Raw genomic sequence first — 19,579 nt, 5'->3', positions numbered from 1 at the left:
CCGGCGCGGGGTGATTCCACCGCAGCCGGAGCCCGTCCACCGATGTTCATCCTGAGCCGCCTCGACAGCGTGCCGCCCGAGTCCTTCCAGAACCAGATCCGCGAACTGGTGATCCACCACGTCGGCGAACTGAGCAGCGTCGCCATTCGAGCCGACAACCCGTTGTACCCGCTGTACCAGTACGGTGTCGGCATGGAGGTGCATCAATACCTGCAGGCCATGGACGGCACCCGAGGTCTGGCCGTGCAACTCACCCTGGCCCTGGCCGCCGATGCGCCGGACCAGATGCTCGGCTTCGCCCTGACCCTGCCGGCCCAGGACAACCCGCAAGCCTGCGCGCTGGCGTTTCTCGCCGTGGTGCCCGAGCAGCGCCGCCAGGGCGTCGCCCGCGCCTTGCTGGCGGATGTGCAGGCGCGCTTTGCCAGCGTCGAGCTGAACGCTCCCGTCAACCGGGTGCCTTGGTTCGAAGCGATGGGTATGCAAGTGGTGGCCGCCAGTGGGCCGCAGGTGTTGATGAGCAGCACCGGGCAGGCCAGCGGTGCGTTGATCGGGCGGCTGGATATCGCGCCGATCTACCAGACCACCGAGGTGCATCAGATCCATACCTACCTGCTCAATCAGCATGGTGAGGATGCGATGATCGGTGCAGAGCAGCAGCGCGATGACTGGCTGGATGAGTTGGCGGAGTTGGCCAGGGAGTGTGTGCGGCAACGCAAGACCGTACATTGATCTGATGGCCTCTTCGCGGGGCAAGCCCGCTCCCACAGAATCACCTCAGCACCTGAGGGCAGTGGTGAACCTGTGGGAGCGGGCTTGCCGATACGTCGGACCGCCCGCGAAGAGGCCACATTGGCCCTTTAGCCATGCACCCAACGCCGATGCAACCCACGCGCCAGGGCATCGAGCATGAACCCCAGCACGCCGATCAGCAGCACCATCGCCATCAGTTCCGAGTAAGCCAAGCGGTCACGGGTATCGAGAATGAAATACCCAAGCCCGGCACTCACCCCCAGCATCTCGCACGGCACCAGCACGATCCACAGGATGCCGATGGCCAGGCGCACGCCGGTCAGCACATGGCCGATCACCCCTGGGATGATCACCTTGCACAAGGTTTCCCAGCGCGTGGCGCTCAGGCTGCGGCTCAGTTGCAGCCAGCGCGGGTCGAGCTGGCGCACGCCAGCGGCGGTGTTGAGCAGGATCGGCCACAGGGCCGCGAACGCCAGCAGGAAATAGATCGGCTGGTCGCCTACGCCCATCAGCATCACCACCACCGGCATCCACGACAAAGGCGAGATCATGCGCAGGAACTGGAACGCCGGCGTAGTCGCCGCCTCCAGGTGCCGGTAGCTGCCCACCAGCAGGCCCAGCGGCACGCCGATCAACAACGCCAGCAACAGGCCAATCAGAATGCGCTTGAGGCTGACCCAGATATGCCCGTAGACCTCGCCCTGCCCCAACAACTCGGCGAGGCTGGCCAAGGTCGCCTGGGGCGAGAAGCGTGCCGACAGGCCATCGACCTCGCCAAACAGCCGCACCCCGGCCCACCACAACACCATCAATCCCAGCAGCCCAGCCAAACCCAGGCCTGCATGTACGACGTGCTTGCGCATCAGACCACGAACTCCTCGCTACGCTCGAAGCTGTCGGCGATGCCGAATACCGACGGCCCACCGACGGCGGCAATGGCGTTGCGCACGAAGCGGTCGTCGACCAGGTCGCGGGCAGTCTGCGCAGGGTCCAGGCCGGCAAGGAAACCGCTTTCACCTTCGATCAGGGTGCCTTTCAGGCGCTTGACCAGTTCCTCGGTGTAGCTGGGGAACGGGTACGGCTGGAAATCGATGCGCTTCTCGTCCCACTGCTGATGCTGGATGGCCCCGCTGGCGATGTAACCGGCTCGGTCTTCTGCGGCCGGTGCCAAGACCTTCGCCAGCACCGCCGGCTCATGCGGGGTGTACTTGTTGGGGCCGGCCTTGGACAGCAGCGCCGCCGCTTCGGCGCGGTGGTCGCGGGTCCAGTGCTGGGCCTTGACGATGGCGTTGACCACCTTCTGCGACCACTCGGGGCGGTTGTTGAGGTCATGTTCGTGCATGAACACCACGCAACAGGCATGGTTGCGCCAGACATCGCCGGTAAAGCGCTGCACCCGGCCGACCTTCAGGTTCTCGGCCAGGGCGTTGAACGGTTCGGCGACGATGTAGCCGGCAATGCGCTTGCTGGCCAGGGCCGGGGGCATGTCCGACGGTGGCAGCACCAGCAGATTGACCTCGTTGGCGCCCAGCGCTGCGTTGGCCGGTTTGGACACGGGCGTGAGGCCGTTGTCGTTGAGCATCTGCTGCAGCACCACGTTGTGGATCGAGTACCAGAACGGAATGGCCACGGTCTTGCCGCCCAGCTGCTTCATGTCGGTGATGTCCGGCGCCACGGTCAGGCCCGAACCGCCGACATGGTTCCAGGCCACCACCTTGGCTGGCACCTTGCTGCCATAACGCGCCCACACGGTCATCGGCGACAACAGGTGGATGACGTTGACCTGGCCCGAAATGAACGCCTCGATCACCTGCGCCCAACTGCGTAGCAACACCGGTCGCTCGGCCTTGATGCCTTCGGCCTCGAACAGGCCGTTGTTGTGCGCCACCAGCAACGGCGTGGCGTCGGTGATCGGCAGGTAGCCAATGCGCACCGGCGCGTCCGGCTCGGCGGCCGCGCGCGCCTGCAGGCTCGACAGCAGCGGCAAGGCGCCGGCGGCGGTGAGCATGGCACTGAGCTTGAGGAAATCGCGACGCGAAGAAGTGGAGCAGCAGTCATCCATGCACATGGACAGCCTCCGAGGGCAACGAGGGAGAGGAAGGTTCGGCTGTGCGGCTTGCCCGCCGAAGGGTTTTGAGGATGTCGATGCGCAACGCGCCCAGTTCTTCGACCCGCTGCGCCCGCGGCTGCGGCAGGTCGATGTGCCATTGGCCGAGAACCTGCGCGGGGTGGTTGCCCAGTAGCAGAACCCGGTCGGACAACAGCAAGGCTTCGTCGATATCGTGGGTGATCAGTACCGCTGCGGTGTTGTGCGTGGCGATCAATTGCAAGAGCAACTGCTGCATGTCGGCACGGGTCACCTCGTCCAATGCTCCAAAGGGCTCATCGAGCAGCAGCACCTCGGGTTGGCGGGCCAGGCAACGGGCCAGCGCGGTGCGTTGAGCCATGCCGCCCGACAACTGCGCCGGGTATTGACTGCGCGCATGGGCCAGGCCCACGGCGGCGATCGCATGATCGATGCGCGCGCGGCGCTCGGCCGCGGCCAGCTTGGGCTGGCGGGCAAAATCCAGGCCGAAGGCGACATTCTTTTCCAGGCTCAGCCAGGGCAGCAGGCTGGGGTCCTGGAAGGCTACCGCCAGGCGTGGGTGAGGGCCTTGCAGGGGTTCGCCGTGCAGCCTTACGCTGCCACCGCGTGGTTGCTGCAAGCCGGCCAGCACCCGCAACAGGCTGGACTTGCCGACCCCGCTGGGGCCGAGGATGGTCACCACCTCCCCCGGCGCCAGCTGCAGGTCGAAGCGCGCCAGCACCTCCTGCCAGCCGCCGACACGTGGGTAGCCCAGGCTGATATCGCGTGCTTCGAGCAACGCTTGGCTCATACGTTGGCCGCCTGCCGGTGCAGTTCGGCGCGCAGTTGCACCAGGCTCGGGGTGACGATCGGCACGAACGCCGACTCACGCCAGCGGCGCGCGAAACCGGCACCGAATTCGTCCAGGTAAGCCTTGCCACCGCTGGCCTGCAGCTCTAGTTGGACGGCATCGGAGGCACATTCGGCCAGGGTGATGCGTAGCTTGAACAGCGCGGCCGGCTGGGTCTGAAAGCGCCCTTCAAGCACGCCGTGCTTGAGAGCGGCCACGGTGTTTTCCAGGCGCTCCTTGAGTACCTGGCGGTGCTCTTCGAGGAACGAAAGACGCCCATGCAGGTGTTCATGCACCTCGTCCAGCGAGCGCCGCGCCAGGCCGATGGCCATGCCGCACTGCAGGGCCAGAAATGCCGGGCGAACCTTGGGCAGGAACTCTCGGGCGTTTTCGTGTAGCAGCCAGTCGCGGCTCAGATCTACCTGATGGAATGCCAATGCGGCGGTATTGCTCGATTGCAGGCCCATCAGCGCCAGATCGTCCGAACGTTCCAGGCCGTGGGCGTCGGACGGGATAGCCAGCACGAACGGCGTGCCGCCCGCATCATCTTCGATGGCCGCTGCAACCACGAAGCCGCTCTTGCGCAGATTGGTCACCCAGTGCAGGCGCCCCTCGAGCGCCCAGCCATCGGCTTGCGGGCGGCCGCGCACCTGCAGTGCTTCGATGCCGGAGAGAAATTTCATGGCATTGGAAAGACCGGTGGCGCCCGCCTGCTCGCCCGTCAGCAGGCCCGGCATCAAGCGCTCGCGCAGCGCCTGGTTGGGGCTTTGCAGCAGGTATTCGATAAAGGCGCGCTGGCCCCAGCAAACGAACGCCGAGGCCAGTGAATGGCTGGCGATGGCGGCAATCGCCTCGACCGCGTCGGTCACTTCACCGCCGCTGCCTCCCAGTGCCGGGTCGACACCCACGCGCAGCAACTGCGACTCGGCGATTTGGGCCAGCACCAGGTGCGGGTCGCACTGGCCCTGGTCGATTGCTTCGGCATTGGCATCCAGCCACTGCGCAAATCCAGCATCAAGCATATCCCTACTCCTTTTGATAAGCAGGCGCCGTGGCGCTCTGTGCGGATTACGCAGGCTGCCAGCGGTACTTGCTCAGCTCGTCGTTGAGCGGCGTCTGGGCGAACACATTAGCAAAGTTGCACAGGGTTGCGAGGCTCACACCCAGAATCACTTCAAGCGCGTTGCCCTCGGTGAAGCCGGCTTCGCGAAACGCCTGGTAAGTGCCTTCGCTGACATTGCCACGGGTGGCGATGACTTCGCGGGCGAATGCGGCCAGGGTCTCATAGCGGGCGTCCGGCAGTTCGCCCCGGGCACGCAGGGCGTCGACCACTTCCTGCGGCAGCTTGGCCTTGTTCAGGGCCACGGCGGTGTGGCCGGCCACGCAGAAGTCGCAGCCGTGCTGGGTAGCAGCGATCAGTTGCACCACTTCACGCTCGGCCAGGGTCAGCTCGGACTTGCCGTTCAAGGCCGAGACGGTCACGTAGGTTTCCAGCGCCGCCGGGGCATTGGCCAGCACGCCGAGCAGGTTGGGGATGAAGCCTGAGTTCTTCTGGGCGTTCTCAAGGAACGGACGGGCCGCTTCCGGGGCGCTGTGCAGCGTGTGTAAAGTAATGCGCGAGGACATGGAGTGGACTCCTTCGGTGGGTGTCCCTACAGTCTGTTGGTTATAAGAATTACCCTCCATATTCATCAGTCGCCTTTCCTTGCTCCAGAGTCTTTGAATTAGATGATTTCATCCAGCCACCTCGTCGATTGGTTATTAGAAGGGCTGGAGCTCGACGCCAGCCTGTTCCATGTCGGGCGCTATTGCGGTGGCTGGCACGCCAGTACCCAAGGCATGGGCCGCGCCAGTTTTCACCTGGTGGTACAAGGGCATTGCTGGCTGCACATCGACGGGAAGGCTGATGCCGTGCGCCTGGAGGCCGGGGATGCGGTGTTTCTGCTGCGTGACTTGGCTTATCGATTGTCCAGCGACCAAGACCCGCTGAGTGCTTGCGCCCAGCCGCGGCAAACGATGCAGGTGCTGAATGCCGACGCCGGTGATGGCGTGGGGCTGGTGTGTGGATTCTTCGATTTTCGCCCGGGGCTGTCATCACTGATCGTCGAGGGCCTGGCTGATTGGATCGTGCTGCGCGCTGATGAGCCGGACGCACATGCCGCACGTGCGTTGTTCGAACTGATCCTGGAAGAATGCCGACGCTCGCCCTCGCAGACATTGCTGGAGCGCCTGACCCACCTGCTGTTCCTGTATGTGCTGCGCCAGCAGGTGCATGGCGGGCAGGCGCTCGGCGGGCTGGTCGCCCTCGCCCGCCAACCAGCGTTTGCCGGGTTGCTGGCGCAACTGATCGAACAACCTGGGCAGGCCTGGACACTGGAAAGCATGGCGGCGTGCACGGGCCTGTCACGGTCGGCGTTTTTCAAACGCTTCGTGGATGTGGCCGGGCAGTCACCGGGGCAGGTGCTGCTGGCCTTGCGCATGCGACATGCCTGTCAATTGCTGCAGGCGGGCAACACCGTTGAGCAAGTGGGTGCTCAGGTGGGGTATCAGTCGGTGGCGGCATTCACCCGCGCGTTTGCCAAAGCGGTGGGCGTGCAGCCAGGGGCGTACCGCAGGCAGCACGAGGCGCGCTGAGGGCTCACCGCCTTTTCAAGACTGGCTGGCAGGGATCCGCCGCTCGCCCATCCAGTCATTGACCTGCTGGCCAAATTCCGCAGGCGCCTTGCGCCCGAAGCGCCGCGCCAGGTCGAGAATGGTCTGTTGCGCCAGCGCCTCTTCCATACGCTTCTGCGCCCCCAGCATCACGGCATGAATTGCACAGGTGCCTTCGGTCGCCCAGCCGGGTGGCGAGCCTTCGAACAACGTGCAGCGGCCGCGGATTTCACGGCAGTCGAAGATCTTCTTCGGCCCATCGATGGCATTGACGATATCCAGCACGGTGATCTCGTCCGACGGCCGGGCCAGACGAAAGCCGCCACGCACCCCTTCGGTCGCAGCGACCAGCTTGGCACGGGCCAGCTTGGTGAAGACCTTGGCCAGGTACTCCTGGGGCACGCCCTGCAGCTCGGCCAGATCGCGCACGCTGGACTCGCGGGTATCCCCGCGCTCGTCCACCAGGTACAGCAGGCAATGGATGCCGTATTCGACACCCGCACTGTAGAGCGACATATCAATCTCCGACTAGATTTGTCGCAAATAGTACGCTGATCCCTACACATTGGCAAAGTGTAAAAGCCCCGCTCGTCGCCATGCAAACCCAGCAAAAGCACCTCGTAAGCCCTACAAAATGCGCTTTTCGGCGATTTCCTCGCAGGCAGGGCCAAGCGCTCGATGCAAAAAAAGCTTGCAGCCCATAACTACGATCAATACAGTCGTAGTTATTCGAGAGACACATAAACCCTCGATGCCCCATTACCCAAGGAGCACCTTCATGAAATCGAACATCCTGATCATCGGTGCCGGCTTTGCCGGTGTATGGAGCGCCCTGAGCGCCGCCCGCCTGCTCGACCAGGCCCAGCGCGACGACCTGAGCATCAGCGTGCTGGCCCCTCAGCCGGAACTGCGCATCCGCCCGCGCTTCTACGAAGCCGACGTGCATGGCATGAAGGCGCCGCTGGGTGAGTTGTTCAAAGCCGTGGGCGTAGAGTTCATCGAAGGCCATGCCCAGGAAATCGACAGCGAAGCGCGCAGCGTCAGCTTCACCGACGCCAACGGCCAACCGCAGCAGATCGCCTATGACCGCCTGATCCTCGCCGCCGGCAGCCAGGTGGCGCGCCCGGCAGTCCCAGGCTTGGCCGAACACACCTTCGATGTCGACCAGATGGAGTCGGCCGTGCGCCTTGAGCAGCACCTGGCAGGCCTGGCTGCCCTGCCCGCCTCGCCGGCACGCAACACCGTGGTGGTGTGCGGCGGTGGCTTTACCGGTATCGAGACCGCGACTGAAATGCCGGACCGCTTGCGTGCCGTGCTCGGCGACGCCGCCGTGCGCGTGCTGGTGGTCGACCGTGGCGCCAAGGTTGGCGCAGCGTTGGGCGCGGGCATCACCCCAGCAATCGTCGCCGCCTGCGAGCAGGCGGGTGTCGAATGGCTGGCTGGTACCTCGGTGGTCGCAGTCGATGCCGGTGGCGTGACCCTGGACAACGGCGAGTACATCGCCAGCAAGACCGTCATCTGGACCGTGGGCGTCAAGGCCAGCCCGCTGACTGCGCAGGTGGCCGGCGAGCGCGACCACTTTGGCCGCCTCAAGGTCGACGACCACCTCAAGGTCATCGGCCAGGCACACATCTACGCCACCGGCGACACCGCCTGGGCCGCCGTCGACGAGTTGGGCAACCATGCCCTGATGACCTGCCAGCACGCCATCCCCATGGGCCGCCACTCTGGCAACAACGCCATGGCCGACCTGCTCGGCGAACAGCCGGTGATCTACCGCCAGCCCAAGTACGTCACCTGCCTGGACCTCGGTGGCTGGGGCGCGGCGTTCAGCGAAGGCTGGGAGCGCGAGCTGAAACTCGAAGGCCAGGAAGGCAAGACTCTCAAGCGCCAGATCAACGGCATCTGGATCTACCCGCCAGCTGCTGATCGCGCCTTGGCCCTGGCGGCCGCAAATCCGGCAATCGCCATCGTTTAACGGCAATTTCCTGACAAAACCGTCAACAAATGACGGTTTTGTCAGTTCTGGTCGTTACATTGAATGACTGGTCAATAATGGTGGCCATATGGCATCATTCAAATCAAAAACTGTTCAAGAGGGTGAGGCACACACTTAAATCCGCAGCGCATCGAGAGCCTGGCATCACCCCGGTGACCCGGCCTTCCGTCCATGCTCTTGACGCCTGCACGCCACCGTCAAGGAGCATTCCATGTTACGGAATATGAAGATCGGCACTCGCGCGGCAAGCGCATTCGCCCTGTTGGGCGTTCTTGTCCTGTCCATGGGCCTTACCGCACTCTACGAGACCCGGCAGATGGACAAGGCCACGGATGAAATCCGCGTGACCTGGATGCCCGCCGTGGTCGCCCTCGGTGAAATCAGCACCAACCTCGGCCGCGCCCGCGCCGTCACATTGCGCGCCGCGCTGGATGACAGCCCCAGCGAGCGCCTGCGCAATATCGACCTGCTCAAAGGCATCAACCAACAGCTCAACGATGGCCTGAAAGACTATGAGGCCACCATCATCGCCGCTGATGACCGTGCCTTGTTCAACGCCTTCAACGCCGCCCACCAGCAATACCTCGACCTGCAGTCCAGGGTGCTGCAGGACATCGCTGCCGGCCGCATGGCCGAAGCCAAGCAGCAGATCGCCGGCCCACTCTCCCAGTACGCCGACAGCATGATGAAAGCCATGAGCGCGCTGATCACCTATAACGGCAAAGGTGCCGAACTAGCCTCACAGCGCAGCAGTGATGTGGCCGATGAAGCTTTTATTGCCGTCATTGGCGCGCTGCTGGTGATCATGCTCGCCCTGGCCGCCATTGCCACCGCCCTCACCCGCAGCATCGTCGTGCCGTTGGCCGATGCCGTGGCCGTGGCCGAACGCGTGGCCACCGGCGACCTGACCCAGGACATCCAGGTCATCGGCCGCGATGAGCCAGCCCTGCTGCTGCGTGCCCTGAGCCGCATGCAGGCCAGCCTGCGCGACACCCTGCGCAAGATCGCCGCCTCGTCCGACCAACTGGCCTCAGCCTCGGAAGAGCTGCACACCGTGACGGAAGACACCAGCCGCGGCCTGCACCAGCAAAGCGCGGAAATCGATCAGGCGGCCACCGCTGTCAACCAGATGACCGCAGCCGTCGAAGAAGTGGCGAACAATGCGGTGAGCACTGCCGACGCCTCCCAGGGCGCCGACCGCACTACCCGCGATGGCCGCGAACAGGTCAACCAGGCGCTGGCCTCGATCCAGCACCTGGTCGATGACGTCACCGGCACCTCTGCCGAGATCGAACAGCTGGCCAGCAATGCCAACGAGATCAGCCGCGTGCTCGATGTGATCGGTGCGATTGCCGGGCAGACCAACCTGTTGGCGCTTAACGCTGCCATCGAAGCCGCGCGTGCTGGTGAGGCCGGCCGTGGATTTGCCGTGGTCGCTGACGAGGTGCGTGCCCTCGCCCACCGCACCCAGCAGTCCACTGCGGAAATTGAGCAGATGATCGCCGGGATCCAGAATGGCACCGAGCGTGCGGTGACGGCCATGCACAGCAGCCAGGGCCGGGCAACCGGCACGCTGGAAGTGGCACAGGGTGCCGGGCAGGCGCTGGAGGTAATTGCCGAGGCCATCGCGTCGATCAACCAGCGCAACCTGGTGATCGCCAGTGCTTCGGAGGAACAGGCGCAGGTGGCGCGGGAGGTGGATCGCAACCTGGTGAACATTCGCGATCTGGCGATGCAGACCTCGGCGGGGGCCAACCAGACCAGTGCGGCGGCGCAGGATTTGTCGCGTTTGGCGGTGGATTTGAACGGGATGGTGGCGCAGTTCAAGGTTTGATCTAAAACAGCTGGGGCCGCTTTGCGACCCATTCGCGGGGCAAGCCCGCTCCCACAGATACCGCGCAATCTCCAGGACTGTGGGGCACTTGTGGGAGCGGGCTTGCCCCGCGAATGGGCTGCAAAGCAGCCCCATCATTGGCCTCAATCGTTGACGCTAACAGCCCGCACAGCCTTCTCAGCCTTACTCCGCGTAGCCAGGCAATAATAAAGCGGCACCGTTACGATCAACCCAAACAGCCAGGACAAATCCGCCCCGTCGACAATATTCGAATACGGCCCCACATACAGCGCCGTATTGGCAAACGGCAGCTGCACCAGAATCCCGCACGCATAGGCAATGATCGCGTGATGGTTGAAGCGCCCATAGATCCCGCCATCGGCGCGGAAGATCGAGGCAATGTCGTACTGGCCCTTCTTGATCAGGTAGAAGTCGATCAGGTTGATCGAAGCCCACGGCACCAGCACCAGCAGCAGTGCCAGGATCAAGCCGATGAACTGGCCGATGAAGTCTGCCGAAGCGTTCAGCGCAACCAGGCCACACGCCACCAGAATCACCGTCGCCAAGACCACCCGCACCTTGATGCTGGGCGTCCACTGCGCCGCAAAGGTCTGGATCGCGGTAACGATCGACAGCACCGCGCCATACAGGTTGAGGGCGTTGTGGCTGATGATGTTGAGCAAGAACAGCACCATCAGGATCGGGCCCAGCCAGCCAGTGGCCTGCTTGACCGCGTCCATCGCATCAGTGCCTTCTGGCACGCACAGCACCGCCACCGCACCAAAGCTGAAGCACAGGATGGTGCCCAACGTGGCGCCGAAATAGGTCGCCCAGAACGGCTTGGCAATCCCCACTTCCTTGGGCAGGTAACGCGAGTAGTCGGAGGTGTAGGGCGAAAAGCTGATCTGCCAGATGGTGCCCAGCGATACGGTGGCGATGAAGCCCGACAGGTTGAACGCACCACGGCTGAAGAAGTCGCCCGGCAGCTCCTGGATGAACATCATGATGAAGCCGGCCAGCAGCGCCGAGCCCATCACCCAGGTGCCGATACGGTTGAGGATATGGATGAAGCGGTAGCCAATCACACCGATGGCCGTCGCGCTCAGGGCGCCGATCACGATCGCCCCCGACATCGGAACGCTTGGGGCGATGCCGTGGATGGTCTTGCCGGCCAGGACGATGTTGGAAATGAAGAAGCCAACATAGATCAACGCGGTGAAGAACACGATCAGCAAGGCGCCGTAACGGCCGAATTGGCCGCGGCTCTGCACCATCTGTGGAATGCCCAGCTGCGGTCCCTGCGCAGACGCCAGGGCGATGACCACGCCCCCGATCAGATGGCCCAGCACGATGGCGATCAGCCCCCACAACAGGTTCAGGTGGAATACCTGGACCACCATGGCGCCGGTGACGATGGGCAGTGGCGCGATGTTGGTGCTGAACCAGAGGGTGAACAGGTCGCGCGCCTTCCCGTGGCGCTCGGCAGGTGGAACGTAATCGACCGTGTGATTCTCGACAAACTGGTGTTGCGATGACGGTTGGGACATGGTTTTCAGCTCGAAAGGTCGTTTTTATCTTTGTAAGGAAACCGCGTCTAGGCGGCCTCTCAGCTGCGGACCATATTATGGTATTCCAAACTTTTGACAACACTGCTTCGGCTTAAAAAACTGTAACTGATCCGGTTCAGCAACCGCCGCCAAGCCCCGACAGTTTGTTAGAGGCCCCTATCCATGCGGCTTTGCGCCATTCATCGTGATTCTGTCGCGCTGGAAAATTCCGCTTGCAAATCGAGTATTACGGTATACCATCAGACACATCAACGATAAAAAGCGGCCCACCGCTGCCCCATTCGAGGTACACGCCATGATCGACGCAACCGTCTACAAGAACGTCCTGGGCTCCTTCCCGTCCGGCGTCACCGTCATCACCACCCTGGACGACGACGGCTCGATCGTCGGCCTCACCGCGAGCGCCTTCTCTTCCCTGTCGATGGACCCGCCGCTGGTGTTGTTCTGCCCCAACTACAGCTCCGACTCCTACCCTGTGCTGATCAAGAACAAGCGCTTTGCCATTCACTTGCTCTCCGGTGAACAGCAGGCCGAAGCCTACGCTTTCGCCAAAAAAGGCAAGGACAAGGCCGCCGGCATCGAGTGGACCCTGAGCGAGCTGGGCAACCCTATCCTGGCCGGTGCGACCGCCGTGATCGAATGCGAGCTGTGGCGTGAATACGAAGGCGGTGACCACGCCATCATGGTGGGCAAGGTGCACAACCTGATCGTCCCAGAGCAAGCCCCACGGCCGATGGTGTACTGCCGCGGCAAGATGGCCAGCCTGCCCGCCTTCGCCTGAAGCGCCTAGCCTAATTACTGACGCCTGGTGCGCCAGGCGAGACTTTCAAGCTCCGAGGAATGCCCCATGAAATTTTCGTTGTTCGTGCACATGGAACGTTGGGATGAACAGGTCAGCCATCGCCAGCTGTTCGAAGACCTGACCGAACTGACCCTCATGGCCGAGCACGGCGGTTTCAGCACCGTGTGGATCGGCGAACACCACGCCATGGAATACACCATCTCGCCCAGCCCGATGCCGCTGCTGGCCTACCTCGCCGCGCGTACCGAGAAGATCCGCCTGGGCGCCGGCACCATCATTGCGCCGTTCTGGAACCCGATCCGCGTGGCCGGCGAATGCGCCTTGCTCGACGTGATCAGCAATGGCCGCATGGAAGTGGGCCTGGCCCGCGGCGCCTACCAGTTCGAATTCGACCGTATGGCCAATGGCATGCCGGCCACCGACGGCGGTAAGGCCCTGCGTGAAATGGTCCCGGTGGTGCGCAAGCTGTGGGAAGGCGACTACGCCCATGAAGGCGAGGTCTACAAGTTCCCTACCTCTACCAGCGTACCGAAGCCGTTCAACGCCACGCCGCCGATGTGGATCGCCGCCCGTGACCCGGACTCGCACAACTTCGCCGTGGCCAACGGCTGCAACGTGATGGTCACGCCGCTGATGAAGGGCGACGAAGAAGTACTGGACCTGAAGAACAAGTTCCAGGCCGCGCTGGACAACAACCCAGATGTGCCGCGCCCACAACTGATGGTGCTGCGCCACACCCACGTGCACAGCCCATCCGAGCCCGAGGGCTGGAAAGTCGGCGCCCAGGCCATCTCCCGGTTCTACCGCACCTTCGATGCCTGGTTCGGCAACAAGACCGTGCCGGTCAATGGCTTCCTGGAGCCGAGCCCTGAGTCCAAGTTTGCCGAAGTGCCGGCGTTCCAGCTGGAGAACATCCGCAAGAACACCATGATCGGCACCCCGGAAGAGATCATCGCGCGCATCAAGTACTACCAGGAACTGGGCGTCGACGAGTTCAGCTTCTGGTGCGACAACAGCCTGCCCCACGCCGAGAAGAAGAAGTCGCTCGAACTGTTCATCAAGGAAGTGGTGCCGGCGTTCGCCTGAATTCCCATTGCCTGAAGTAGTTGCGGGATCAGCCCGCTCCCGGCGGCCCGCGTGGCCCTCGTGAGCGGGCGTTTTTTTGGGGTGTATGCCTTGGGTTTTTGCAGGGTGATTGAGACCGAGCGCCGCCCGCGCGGCGCATCGCGAGCAACGCTCGCTCCTACGTTTGTTTCTGGCCAATTTCGTCTGTGGAATTTGTGCGCGACCGCCTTGGTGCTGACGCGTAATCGAGTCGCACAATCAAAGGGTTCGCGCACGTCTGTCACAGGCGTTACTGGCCAGAAACAAACGTAGGAGCGAGCGTTGCTCGCGATGCGCCGCGCGGGCGGCGCTCGATCTATGCACCACCGCAAACCCCAAGCCAGGCCATTACTAACAAACGCCAGCCTTTCGTCCCCCAGCAAGAGATTTTTCCACCCCCCTCTTGCACAACAAATATTATGGTATACCATCAGACAACAAGAGCTGATAACCCTCACCAGGAGCCACCCATGAGTTTCGAAATCCGCAAGATCGTCACCTACTCCGAAGAGACCCGCATCGAAGGCGGCAAGGCCACCGACAAGCCGGTGACCATGGTCGGCCTGGCCGTGGTCATCAAGAACCCATGGGCCGGTCGCGGTTTCGTTGAAGATCTGAAGCCGGAAATCCGCGCCAACTGCTCCGAGCTGGGTGCGCTGATGGTCGAGCGCCTGACCGCCGCCATCGGCGGTGCCGACAAGATCGAAGCCTACGGTAAAGCTGCCGTGGTCGGCGCCGATGGCGAAATCGAACACGCCTCGGCGGTCATTCACACCCTGCGCTTCGGCAACCACTACCGCGAAGCGGTGCAAGCCAAGAGCTACCTGAGCTTCACCAACAAGCGCGGCGGCCCGGGCACCTCGATCCAGATCCCGATGATGCAGAAGGACGACGAAGGCCTGCGTTCGCACTACATCACCCTGGAAATGCAGATCGAAGACGCCCCGCGTGCCGACGAAATCGTCGTGGTCCTGGGCGCCGCCGACGGTGGCCGCCTGCACCCACGCATCGGCAACCGCTACATCGACCTGGAAGAACTGGCTGCCGAAAAAGCCAACGCTCAATAACAACAACCAAGACGGGCCTGGGCGTGGCGTGAATACCCGCCGCGCCCGACCTTCAAGGAGCGCCCTCCATGATTCAGCCTGTCGCTGAACGTACACCGGCCGGCACCAGCTACCTGGTCCAAGGCCAGGGCCAACCCGTGGTGCTGATCCACGGCGTGGGCCTGAACAAGGAAATGTGGGGCGGGCAGTTCGTGGGCCTGGCCAACGACTACCGCGTCATCGCCTACGATATGCTCGGCCACGGGCAGAGCGCGCTGCCTGCCGCCGACACCGGTCTGGAAGGCTACGCCGCGCAACTGGCGGAGCTGCTCGACCACCTGCAGATTACCCAGGCGACCGTGATCGGTTTCTCCATGGGTGGCCTGGTTGCACGCGCCTTTGCACTCAATTACCCGCAGCGCCTGTCTGCGCTGGTGGTGCTCAACAGCGTGTTCAACCGCACCCCGGAACAGAGCGCCGGCGTCATCGCCCGCGCCGCCCAGGCTGCCGAACAAGGCCCTGACGCCAATGTCGATGCCGCCCTCGACCGCTGGTTCAGCCGTGAATACAAGGCCGCCAACCCGGCGCAGGTCGCCGCGATTCGCCAAGTGCTGGCGAGCAACGACCCGCAGGGCTATCACACCACTTACTCGCTGTTCGCCACCCAGGACATGTACCGCGCAGGCGACCTGGGCAGCATTCAGGTGCCAACGCTGATCGCCACCGGCGAACTCGACTCGGGCTCCACGCCGGCCATGACCCGCCAGCTCGCCGCCAGCATTCCCGGCGCGCAGAGCGTGGTCCTCGCCGAGCAACGGCATATGATGCCGGTGGAAGCTCCGCGCGAAGTCAACAAGATGCTGCTGGACTTCCTTAAAGAAGCCCGCACCCTCACCGAATCCGCCAAGGGGATTGTTGCATGACCCTCGTTCGTTTCCAGATGTGCATCGACGGCCAATGGCTCGATGCCCAGAGCGGCAAGACCTTCGACAGCCTCAACCCGGCCAGCGCCCAAGCCTGGGCGCAACTGCCCGACGCCGACGAAGCCGATGTGGAACTGGCCGTGCAGGCCGCCCAGCGTGCTTTCGACAGCAAGGCCTGGCGCAGCATCACCGCCACCGCGCGGGGCAAACTGCTGCGTCGCCTGGGCGATCTGATTGCCGAAAACAAAGAACACCTGGCCCAGCTGGAAAGCCGTGACAACGGCAAGCTGATCCGCGAAACCCGCGGCCAGGTCGGCTACCTGCCGGAGTTCTTCCACTACACCGCGGGCCTGGCCGACAAGCTCGAAGGCGGCACCCTGCCGCTGGACAAGCCGGACCTGTTCGCCTACACCGTGCACGAGCCAATCGGCGTTGTGGCCGGGATCATCCCGTGGAACAGCCCGCTGTACCTGACCGCGATCAAGCTGGCCCCGGCCTTGGCTGCTGGCAACACCATCGTGCTCAAGCCGTCCGAGCATGCCTCGGCGACCATCCTCGAACTGGCCCGCCTGGCGCTGGAAGCCGGCTTCCCGCCAGGCGTGGTCAACGTGGTCACCGGCTACGGCCCAAGCACCGGCGCGGCGCTGACCCGCCACCCGCTGGTGCGCAAGATCGCCTTCACCGGCGGCGCCGCCACCGCCCGCCATGTGGTGCGCAGCAGCGCCGAGAACTTCGCCAAGCTGTCGCTGGAGCTGGGCGGCAAGTCGCCCAACATCATCTTCGCCGACGCGGACCTGGACAGCGCCATCAATGGTGCGGTGGCCGGCATCTATGCCGCCTCCGGGCAGAGCTGCGTGGCCGGCTCGCGCCTGCTGGTGCAAGACGAGATCTTCGACGAATTCGTCGCCCGCCTGGTCGAGCGCGCCAAGCGCATCAAGATCGGCAACCCGCAAGATGACGCCAGCGAAATGGGCCCGATGGCCACCGCCCAGCAACTGGCCGTGGTCGAAGGGCTGGTCGCCGCCGCCAAGGCCGAAGGAGCCAAGCTGCACCTGGGCGGCAAGCGCGCCGAGGTCGAGGGTGACGGCTGGTTCTACGAGCCGACCCTGTTCGAGTGCGACAGCAACTCGATGACCATCATGCAGGAAGAGGTATTCGGCCCGGTCGCGGCGGTCATCCGCTTCAAGACCGAAGAAGAAGCCCTGGAGATCGCCAACGACTCGCAGTTCGGCCTGGCCGCCGGCATCTGGACCCGCGACCTGGGCCGTGCTCACCGCCTGGCCCGCGACGTGCGTTCGGGGATCATCTGGGTCAACACCTACCGCGCGGTGTCGGCCATGGCGCCGATCGGCGGCTTCAAGAACAGCGGCTACGGCCGTGAAAGCGGCATCGATTCGGTGCTCGCCTATACCGAGCTGAAGACCGTGTGGATCAACCTTTCCACCGCGCCGATGCCCGACCCGTTCGTGATGCGCTAAGAGGTAATACAAGATGATCGAACCCGGCATCTACAAAGACGTGATGGGCTCCTTCCCGTCCGGGGTCACGGTGGTCACCACCCTGGACGCCGACGGCGGCATCGTCGGCATCACCGCCAGCGCGTTCAGCGCGCTGTCGATCGACCCGGCGCTGGTGCTGTTCTGCCCCAATTACGCCTCCGACACCTACCCGATCCTGCGTGACAGCAAGCAGTTCGCGATCCACCTGCTGTCCGCCGACCAGACCGCCGAGGCCTATGCCTTCGCCGGCAAGGGCAAGGACAAGGCCAACGGCATCGACTGGCACCTTAGCGAGCTGGGCAACCCGTTGCTGGCCAAGGCCACGGCGATCATCGAGTGTGAACTGTGGCGCGAGTACGACGGCGGCGATCACGCGATCATCGTCGGCGCGGTGAAGAACCTGGTGCTGCCGGCCGACCCCGCCACGCCGATGGTCTACCACAAAGGCAAGCTGGGCGCCCTGCCCCCGCTTGGCTGATACACCGTGCGGGCCTTTTCGCGGGACCAGCCCGCTCCCACAGGTACTGCAAAGGTTTCGAGAACTGTTCAGTACCTGTGGGAGCGGGCTTGCCCCGCGAAGAAGCCACCGCCGATCCCCCTGTTTTTAGGGGCCGCGCGACCTTCTCACCCTTGGTTGCGGCCCCTGTTTTGATTCGGAGCTAGGCAATGAGCAACGAAAAGTACGAGAAAGGCCTGCAGATCCGCACCCAGGTGCTGGGCGAAGAATATGTGAACCGCTCGATCCAGAACGCCGACGAATTCACCAAGCCGTTGCAGGAGCTGGTCACCGAGTATTGCTGGGGCCATGTCTGGGGCCGTGATGGCTTGTCGCTCAAAGAGCGCAGCATGATAAACTTGGCCATGATTTCCGCGCTCAACCGGCCCCACGAGCTCAAGCTGCACATTCGCGGCGCATTGCGTAATGGCCTGAGCCGTGAACAGATTCGCGAGATCCTGCTCCAGGTCGGCATTTATTGCGGCGTGCCCGCGGCGGTGGACAGTTTCCGCCTGGCCCGCGAGGCGTTCGCTGAAGCCGATGCGGAGTCAACCCGTTAACAACGGGCTGTTCGAACCACTGCAAGGAGTGCCTCGGTTCAGGGGGCTCCGCGATGTTGGCGCAACAGCCTCATAAAGAGCGCACCTGATGAAACGCCAGCCACTCGACGACAGCTTCAAGGTCAACCGCAACCCCGTTACCCTGCGTGAAATCGTGCTCGACAAGCTGCGCGGCGCGATCATGAACTTCCATCTGCTCCCAGGCGACCGCCTGGTCGAGCGCGATCTCTGCGACCGCCTTGGCGTCAGCCGCACCTCGGTGCGCGAAGCGTTGCGCCACCTGGAGTCCGAAGGCCTGGTGGAGTTCGCCGACGCCAAAGGCCCGCGCGTTGCCATCATCACCCTGGAAGACGCCCGCGACATCTACGAGCTGCGCTGCGTGCTCGAAGGCCTGATCGTGCAGCTGTTCACCCTCAACGCCAAGGCCAAGGACATCCGGGCACTGGAGCGGGCGCTGGAGCTCAACCGCGAGGCGCTGGAAGAAGGCGAACTGCAGCAGGTGCTGGATTCGGTGCAAGGCTTCTACGACGTGCTCCTGGAAGGCTCCGGCAACCAGGTCGCGGCTCAGCAATTGCGCCAGTTGCAGGCACGCATCAGCTACCTGCGCGCCACTTCGGTGTCGCAGGAAAACCGCCGCGGCGCCAGCAACCGTGAAATGGAAAAGATCGTCGAGGCAATCAAGGGCGGCGACCCGCTGGTAGCCCACCAGGCCTCGGTCGATCACGTCCGCGCCGCCGCGAAAGTGGCCCTGGACTACCTGCGCCAGAAGCAGGACGACAACACCAAGGTGCGCGACATGGTCGAGCCCCTGGCCCTGAAGGATCCACGTATATAAGACCCGCATAGGCCGCTGATCATGCCCAACGCCCCGCGCTACTGCCCGCACTGCACCACGGAACTGGCCCGGGGCGTTCCCACTGGCGATACCCACGAACGCCTGCACTGTGCCGGTTGCGGCTACATCCACTACATCAATCCGAAGATCATCGCCGGCTGCATCATCGAGCGCGATGGCAAGTATCTGCTGTGCCAGCGAGCGATACCGCCACGCCCAGGCACCTGGACCTTGCCCGCCGGCTTCATGGAGGCCGGCGAAACCACCGAGCAGGCGGCGCTGCGCGAGGTGTGGGAAGAAAGCGGCGTGCGCGGTGAAATCGTCTCGCCCTACTCCATTTTCAGCGTGGCGAAGATCAGCGAGGTTTACATCATCTTCCGCGCCATCGCCACCGAAGAGACCGGGCAGTACGGGCCGGAAACGCTTGATTACAAGTTCTTCGCGCCGGACGAGATTCCCTGGGAAGAGATCTACTACCCGGCGATTCGGCAGATTCTCGAGCGCTACATCCTTGAGCGTCAGGCTGGGGTCTATGGGATCTACATGGGCAATGACGATACCGGCAAGGTGCATTTTATTCGCTGAGCCTGGGCGGG

The 19,579-nt window shown here is 63.6% G+C and carries 20 protein-coding genes; 13 read left to right on the top strand and 7 right to left on the bottom strand.

What is annotated here, in order from left to right; all coding sequences use genetic code 11:
* Positions 1-42 precede the first annotated feature (42 nt).
* Positions 43-729, top strand: a complete 687-nt coding sequence (locus ACIPZF_RS02380) for a GNAT family N-acetyltransferase (protein WP_400794845.1) — start codon at positions 43-45, stop codon at positions 727-729.
* 128 nt (positions 730-857) lie between these two features.
* Here the strand turns inward: ACIPZF_RS02380 and ACIPZF_RS02375 are convergent, their stop codons facing one another.
* The 5 genes from ACIPZF_RS02375 to ACIPZF_RS02355 are packed head-to-tail and all read right to left on the bottom strand — an operon-like array spanning position 858 to position 5,291.
* On the bottom strand, positions 858-1,613 hold the full coding sequence (locus ACIPZF_RS02375; RefSeq protein WP_400794843.1) for an ABC transporter permease: 756 nt from the start codon (positions 1,611-1,613) through the stop codon (positions 858-860).
* The gene (locus ACIPZF_RS02370; protein ID WP_400794842.1) at positions 1,613-2,818 is read right to left on the bottom strand and encodes an ABC transporter substrate-binding protein; all 1,206 of its coding nucleotides are present in this window, start codon (positions 2,816-2,818) and stop codon (positions 1,613-1,615) included. Before ACIPZF_RS02370 ends, ACIPZF_RS02375 begins: the two co-directional genes overlap by 1 nt.
* A complete protein-coding gene (locus tag ACIPZF_RS02365) occupies positions 2,805-3,626 on the bottom strand; it encodes an ABC transporter ATP-binding protein (protein ID WP_400794840.1) in 822 nt (273 codons plus the stop codon). Before ACIPZF_RS02365 ends, ACIPZF_RS02370 begins: the two co-directional genes overlap by 14 nt.
* Positions 3,623-4,687, bottom strand: coding sequence for an acyl-CoA dehydrogenase family protein (locus tag ACIPZF_RS02360; RefSeq protein WP_400794838.1), 1,065 nt, complete (start codon positions 4,685-4,687; stop codon positions 3,623-3,625). Before ACIPZF_RS02360 ends, ACIPZF_RS02365 begins: the two co-directional genes overlap by 4 nt.
* A 46-nt stretch (positions 4,688-4,733) precedes the next feature.
* Positions 4,734-5,291 carry a carboxymuconolactone decarboxylase family protein gene (locus ACIPZF_RS02355; RefSeq protein WP_400794836.1) on the bottom strand — a complete coding sequence of 186 codons (558 nt, stop codon included), beginning with the start codon at positions 5,289-5,291 and terminating at the stop codon, positions 4,734-4,736.
* 102 nt (positions 5,292-5,393) lie between these two features.
* Here ACIPZF_RS02355 and ACIPZF_RS02350 point away from each other — a divergent pair, with 102 nt between their 5' ends.
* Complete coding sequence (locus ACIPZF_RS02350) at positions 5,394-6,299, top strand: AraC family transcriptional regulator (RefSeq protein ID WP_400794834.1); 906 nt, start codon at positions 5,394-5,396, stop codon at positions 6,297-6,299.
* 15 nt (positions 6,300-6,314) lie between these two features.
* Here the strand turns inward: ACIPZF_RS02350 and ACIPZF_RS02345 are convergent, their stop codons facing one another.
* Positions 6,315-6,833: an RrF2 family transcriptional regulator gene (locus tag ACIPZF_RS02345; protein ID WP_400794832.1), complete on the bottom strand. Its 519-nt coding sequence runs from the start codon at positions 6,831-6,833 to the stop codon at positions 6,315-6,317.
* A 262-nt stretch (positions 6,834-7,095) separates the two neighbouring features.
* Between ACIPZF_RS02345 and ACIPZF_RS02340 the strand changes: the two genes are divergently transcribed.
* Both ACIPZF_RS02340 and ACIPZF_RS02335 read left to right on the top strand, forming a co-directional pair.
* The gene (locus ACIPZF_RS02340) at positions 7,096-8,295 is read left to right on the top strand and encodes an NAD(P)/FAD-dependent oxidoreductase (protein WP_400794830.1); all 1,200 of its coding nucleotides are present in this window, start codon (positions 7,096-7,098) and stop codon (positions 8,293-8,295) included.
* 232 nt (positions 8,296-8,527) lie between these two features.
* Entirely contained in the window at positions 8,528-10,150 is a 1,623-nt protein-coding gene (locus ACIPZF_RS02335; protein WP_400794829.1) for a methyl-accepting chemotaxis protein, read from the top strand.
* 143 nt (positions 10,151-10,293) lie between these two features.
* Here the strand turns inward: ACIPZF_RS02335 and ACIPZF_RS02330 are convergent, their stop codons facing one another.
* The gene (locus tag ACIPZF_RS02330; protein ID WP_400794827.1) at positions 10,294-11,697 is read right to left on the bottom strand and encodes a purine-cytosine permease family protein; all 1,404 of its coding nucleotides are present in this window, start codon (positions 11,695-11,697) and stop codon (positions 10,294-10,296) included.
* 316 nt (positions 11,698-12,013) lie between these two features.
* On the opposite strand from ACIPZF_RS02330, the gene ACIPZF_RS02325 reads away from it, so the two are divergent.
* The 9 genes from ACIPZF_RS02325 to ACIPZF_RS02285 all read left to right on the top strand — a co-directional run bounded on the left by ACIPZF_RS02325 (position 12,014) and on the right by ACIPZF_RS02285 (position 19,568).
* Positions 12,014-12,499: a flavin reductase family protein gene (locus ACIPZF_RS02325; RefSeq protein ID WP_400712560.1), complete on the top strand. Its 486-nt coding sequence runs from the start codon at positions 12,014-12,016 to the stop codon at positions 12,497-12,499.
* Positions 12,500-12,565: 66 nt separating this feature from the next.
* Positions 12,566-13,606 (top strand): LLM class flavin-dependent oxidoreductase, encoded by a 1,041-nt coding sequence (locus tag ACIPZF_RS02320; RefSeq protein ID WP_400794825.1) that lies wholly within the window; start codon positions 12,566-12,568, stop codon positions 13,604-13,606.
* Positions 13,607-14,094: 488 nt separating this feature from the next.
* On the top strand, positions 14,095-14,691 hold the full coding sequence (locus tag ACIPZF_RS02315; RefSeq protein ID WP_003256068.1) for an amino acid synthesis family protein: 597 nt from the start codon (positions 14,095-14,097) through the stop codon (positions 14,689-14,691).
* Positions 14,692-14,759: 68 nt separating this feature from the next.
* The gene (locus ACIPZF_RS02310; RefSeq protein WP_400794823.1) at positions 14,760-15,593 is read left to right on the top strand and encodes an alpha/beta fold hydrolase; all 834 of its coding nucleotides are present in this window, start codon (positions 14,760-14,762) and stop codon (positions 15,591-15,593) included.
* Entirely contained in the window at positions 15,590-17,071 is a 1,482-nt protein-coding gene (locus tag ACIPZF_RS02305) for an aldehyde dehydrogenase (RefSeq protein WP_400794821.1), read from the top strand. Before ACIPZF_RS02310 ends, ACIPZF_RS02305 begins: the two co-directional genes overlap by 4 nt.
* Positions 17,072-17,084: 13 nt before the next feature.
* On the top strand, positions 17,085-17,570 hold the full coding sequence (locus tag ACIPZF_RS02300) for a flavin reductase family protein (RefSeq protein ID WP_400794819.1): 486 nt from the start codon (positions 17,085-17,087) through the stop codon (positions 17,568-17,570).
* A 188-nt stretch (positions 17,571-17,758) separates the two neighbouring features.
* Positions 17,759-18,148: a carboxymuconolactone decarboxylase family protein gene (locus ACIPZF_RS02295; RefSeq protein WP_033697320.1), complete on the top strand. Its 390-nt coding sequence runs from the start codon at positions 17,759-17,761 to the stop codon at positions 18,146-18,148.
* An 88-nt stretch (positions 18,149-18,236) separates the two neighbouring features.
* Positions 18,237-18,983: a GntR family transcriptional regulator gene (locus ACIPZF_RS02290; RefSeq protein WP_400794817.1), complete on the top strand. Its 747-nt coding sequence runs from the start codon at positions 18,237-18,239 to the stop codon at positions 18,981-18,983.
* Between the two features lie 21 nt (positions 18,984-19,004).
* Positions 19,005-19,568, top strand: coding sequence for an NUDIX hydrolase (locus ACIPZF_RS02285; protein WP_400794815.1), 564 nt, complete (start codon positions 19,005-19,007; stop codon positions 19,566-19,568).
* The last annotated feature ends 11 nt before the right edge of the window (positions 19,569-19,579 follow it).

The organism is Pseudomonas sp. NPDC089752, assembly GCF_044748725.1.
GTDB lineage: Bacteria > Pseudomonadota > Gammaproteobacteria > Pseudomonadales > Pseudomonadaceae > Aquipseudomonas.
The sequence above is the reverse complement of the archived record's forward strand: the minus strand, read 5'-3'. Positions and strand labels throughout refer to the sequence as shown.

Bases quoted from the DNA above. Each gene is read 5' to 3' on its own strand.
- ACIPZF_RS02345 (WP_400794832.1), bottom strand. From the start codon at position 6,833: ATGTCGCTCTACAGTGCGGGTGTCGAATACGGCATCCATTGCCTGCTG.
- ACIPZF_RS02375 (WP_400794843.1), bottom strand. From the start codon at position 1,613: ATGCGCAAGCACGTCGTACATGCAGGCCTGGGTTTGGCTGGGCTGCTG.
- ACIPZF_RS02350 (WP_400794834.1), top strand. From the start codon at position 5,394: ATGATTTCATCCAGCCACCTCGTCGATTGGTTATTAGAAGGGCTGGAG.
- ACIPZF_RS02340 (WP_400794830.1), top strand. From the start codon at position 7,096: ATGAAATCGAACATCCTGATCATCGGTGCCGGCTTTGCCGGTGTATGG.
- ACIPZF_RS02355 (WP_400794836.1), bottom strand. From the start codon at position 5,291: ATGTCCTCGCGCATTACTTTACACACGCTGCACAGCGCCCCGGAAGCG.
- ACIPZF_RS02310 (WP_400794823.1), top strand. From the start codon at position 14,760: ATGATTCAGCCTGTCGCTGAACGTACACCGGCCGGCACCAGCTACCTG.
- ACIPZF_RS02300 (WP_400794819.1), top strand. From the start codon at position 17,085: ATGATCGAACCCGGCATCTACAAAGACGTGATGGGCTCCTTCCCGTCC.
- ACIPZF_RS02305 (WP_400794821.1), top strand. From the start codon at position 15,590: ATGACCCTCGTTCGTTTCCAGATGTGCATCGACGGCCAATGGCTCGAT.
- ACIPZF_RS02330 (WP_400794827.1), bottom strand. From the start codon at position 11,697: ATGTCCCAACCGTCATCGCAACACCAGTTTGTCGAGAATCACACGGTC.
- ACIPZF_RS02365 (WP_400794840.1), bottom strand. From the start codon at position 3,626: ATGAGCCAAGCGTTGCTCGAAGCACGCGATATCAGCCTGGGCTACCCA.
- ACIPZF_RS02285 (WP_400794815.1), top strand. From the start codon at position 19,005: ATGCCCAACGCCCCGCGCTACTGCCCGCACTGCACCACGGAACTGGCC.
- ACIPZF_RS02295 (WP_033697320.1), top strand. From the start codon at position 17,759: ATGAGCAACGAAAAGTACGAGAAAGGCCTGCAGATCCGCACCCAGGTG.
- ACIPZF_RS02380 (WP_400794845.1), top strand. From the start codon at position 43: ATGTTCATCCTGAGCCGCCTCGACAGCGTGCCGCCCGAGTCCTTCCAG.
- ACIPZF_RS02325 (WP_400712560.1), top strand. From the start codon at position 12,014: ATGATCGACGCAACCGTCTACAAGAACGTCCTGGGCTCCTTCCCGTCC.
- ACIPZF_RS02370 (WP_400794842.1), bottom strand. From the start codon at position 2,818: ATGTGCATGGATGACTGCTGCTCCACTTCTTCGCGTCGCGATTTCCTC.
- ACIPZF_RS02290 (WP_400794817.1), top strand. From the start codon at position 18,237: ATGAAACGCCAGCCACTCGACGACAGCTTCAAGGTCAACCGCAACCCC.
- ACIPZF_RS02315 (WP_003256068.1), top strand. From the start codon at position 14,095: ATGAGTTTCGAAATCCGCAAGATCGTCACCTACTCCGAAGAGACCCGC.
- ACIPZF_RS02360 (WP_400794838.1), bottom strand. From the start codon at position 4,687: ATGCTTGATGCTGGATTTGCGCAGTGGCTGGATGCCAATGCCGAAGCA.
- ACIPZF_RS02320 (WP_400794825.1), top strand. From the start codon at position 12,566: ATGAAATTTTCGTTGTTCGTGCACATGGAACGTTGGGATGAACAGGTC.
- ACIPZF_RS02335 (WP_400794829.1), top strand. From the start codon at position 8,528: ATGTTACGGAATATGAAGATCGGCACTCGCGCGGCAAGCGCATTCGCC.